The following is a 1,999-nucleotide window of genomic DNA, read 5'->3' on the forward strand; positions in this document are numbered from 1 at the left end:
GCCGGTCGCCGAAGGCCGCCTGCGCGGCGGCGATCCACTCCGGCGGCGAGGGCATCAGGAGCGTCCACGGCGGCAGTTCGCGGATCATGTCCCGGCCGCCCGGGCCTGCGGCGTCGCCGGCGAAATAGCGGAAGGGGCCGATGGCAATGCAGTAGGCGGCGGGCCGGCGCGGGTCATCGACAAACGCCCGCCCCATCTGGCCCTCCACGATGCAGTCGATGGCGTAGTCAACCCGCTTGTTGTGGCGGAAGGCGTGGGCCAGTTGCAGTCGGTTCGCCTTGGTCAGTTCCCATTCGTAGGTCAATGCGCGCCTTCCTTGTCGGATGGTCGAGTAATCGTATAGACGCGGTCGGGGTGAGTATAGCCTGCCAGCATCACGTCGCTCTCATACTGCATCCCCGCTTTCTTGGCCACGCGACGCGAGGCGACGTTGTCCGGGTCGATCAGGGCGATCAGCCGCGACAGGCCCAGCACGCCGAAGGCGTAGTCGCGCGCGGCGATCACGGCCTCCGTCGCATACCCCCGCCCCCAATAGGCCCGCGCCAGCCGGTAGCCAAGCTCGATCTCCGGCCGGCCGTTGACATCGGGGAAGTAGAACAGGCCGCAGTAGCCAACCACTTCGCCGCTGCTCCGCTCGACGACCGCCCACGGGCCGAACCCGCGTCGCTTATAGCCGTCCAGGCAGTCGCGCAGCCAGTCGCCGACCCATGCGTCCGTCCGCGGGCCGTCGCCAAAACGCATCACCTCGGCGTCGCCGAAGACACGGTTCAGCGCCTCATGGTCAGAGAGGCGGAAGGGGCGAAGGAGCAGGCGGGCGGTTTCGGCGATCGTTGCGCCGTTCACCGCAGTTGGCCGCCCCACGCTTCGGGCGCGACGTCGGCCACGGCCTGGCTGAACGTCCAGTGATGGCCGCCGGGATCTTCAACGGTGTACTGCCGCTCGCCGAACGGGTACGTCTCGGGCGGACTTAGGACGCGCCCGCCGCGCTGCCGGACGCGCTCGTAATGCGCGTCCACGTCGGCGACGCGCACCATGATCGAGTGCGTGATCTCGCCCGGCGGCAATTGTAGCGCTTCGGCGGCGCGGGCCGGCCGCGCGGCCACGACGACCGACTCCTCGCCCAACGTCAGTTGCGCGCGGTGATCGCCAATGCGCAGCCGCTCCTTGAAGCCGAACGCCTCGCACAGCCAGGCGACGGCCGCGGCCACGTCATCGTAGACAAGGACGGGAATGATCGCGCCGGGAGGCATGGAGCGGTTGGATATCATATGAATAACGCGGCTCCTCGCGAACAAGAACCAGGCTTCTTGTTCGCGAGGAGCCGCATCAGCCGGCGTTGTTCTTACCGATTATCCAACGCCACCACCCCCGGCAACTGCCTCCCCTCCAACAACTCTAAACTCGCCCCACCGCCGGTGCTGACGTGGGTCATCTTCTCGGTCAGGCCCGCCTTGCGCACGGCCGCGGCCGAGTCGCCGCCGCCGATGATGACTTTCGCGCCGTGATCGACCATGCCGGCCAGCATCTGCGCCAGCTGGTTCGTGCCGTTGGCGAACTGCGGCGTCTCGAATACGCCCATCGGCCCGTTCCAGACGACCAGTTGCGCCCCCTGCAACTCGGCGTTGAAGCGCTCCACCGTCGCCGGGCCAATGTCCAGCGCCATCTTGTCGGGCGAAATGGCCCATACCATCTCCACCTCCGACGGGGCCTCGTTCGACACCTCCGCGGCCACGACCACGTCCACCGGCAGGATGAGCCGGTCGGAGGCCATCTCCAGCAGCCGCCTGGCCTCCGGCAGCGCCTCATCTTCCACCAGCGACTTGCCCAGGTTGTGCCCCTGCGCCTTCAGGAAGGTGTTGGCCATACCGCCACCGATGAGCACCTTGTCCGCCTTGTCCAGCAGGTTCTCGATCAGCTTGATCTTGTCCGAGATCTTCGCGCCGCCCATGATGGCGACGTAGGGCTTGGGCGGGTTCTCCACGGCGATGCCCAGAGCCGA

The 1,999-nt window shown here is 67.5% G+C and carries 4 protein-coding genes; all 4 read right to left on the reverse strand.

The annotated features are described in order from the left end of the window. On the reverse strand, positions 1–304 hold a 304-nt coding region (locus ACE3UY_RS12655), incomplete at its 3' end, for a GNAT family N-acetyltransferase (RefSeq protein WP_374687875.1). Further along, a complete protein-coding gene (locus ACE3UY_RS12660) occupies positions 301–843 on the reverse strand; it encodes a GNAT family N-acetyltransferase (protein WP_374687876.1) in 543 nt (180 codons plus the stop codon). The genes ACE3UY_RS12660 and ACE3UY_RS12655, both read right to left, overlap by 4 nt. Next, complete coding sequence (locus ACE3UY_RS12665) at positions 840–1,268, reverse strand: VOC family protein (protein ID WP_374687877.1); 429 nt, start codon at positions 1,266–1,268, stop codon at positions 840–842. Before ACE3UY_RS12665 ends, ACE3UY_RS12660 begins: the two co-directional genes overlap by 4 nt. 74 nt (positions 1,269–1,342) lie before the next feature. Then, on the reverse strand, positions 1,343–1,999 hold a 657-nt coding region (gene pgk / locus ACE3UY_RS12670), incomplete at its 5' end, for a phosphoglycerate kinase (RefSeq protein WP_374687878.1).

The organism is Promineifilum sp. (SeqCode) (assembly GCF_041918635.1).
Taxonomy (GTDB): Bacteria; Chloroflexota; Anaerolineae; order Promineifilales; family Promineifilaceae; genus Promineifilum.

What these genes read in the sequence shown, in the direction of transcription:
- ACE3UY_RS12665 (WP_374687877.1), bottom strand. Translation starts at nt 1,268, where the DNA reads ATGATATCCAACCGCTCCATGCCTCCCGGCGCGATCATTCCCGTCCTT.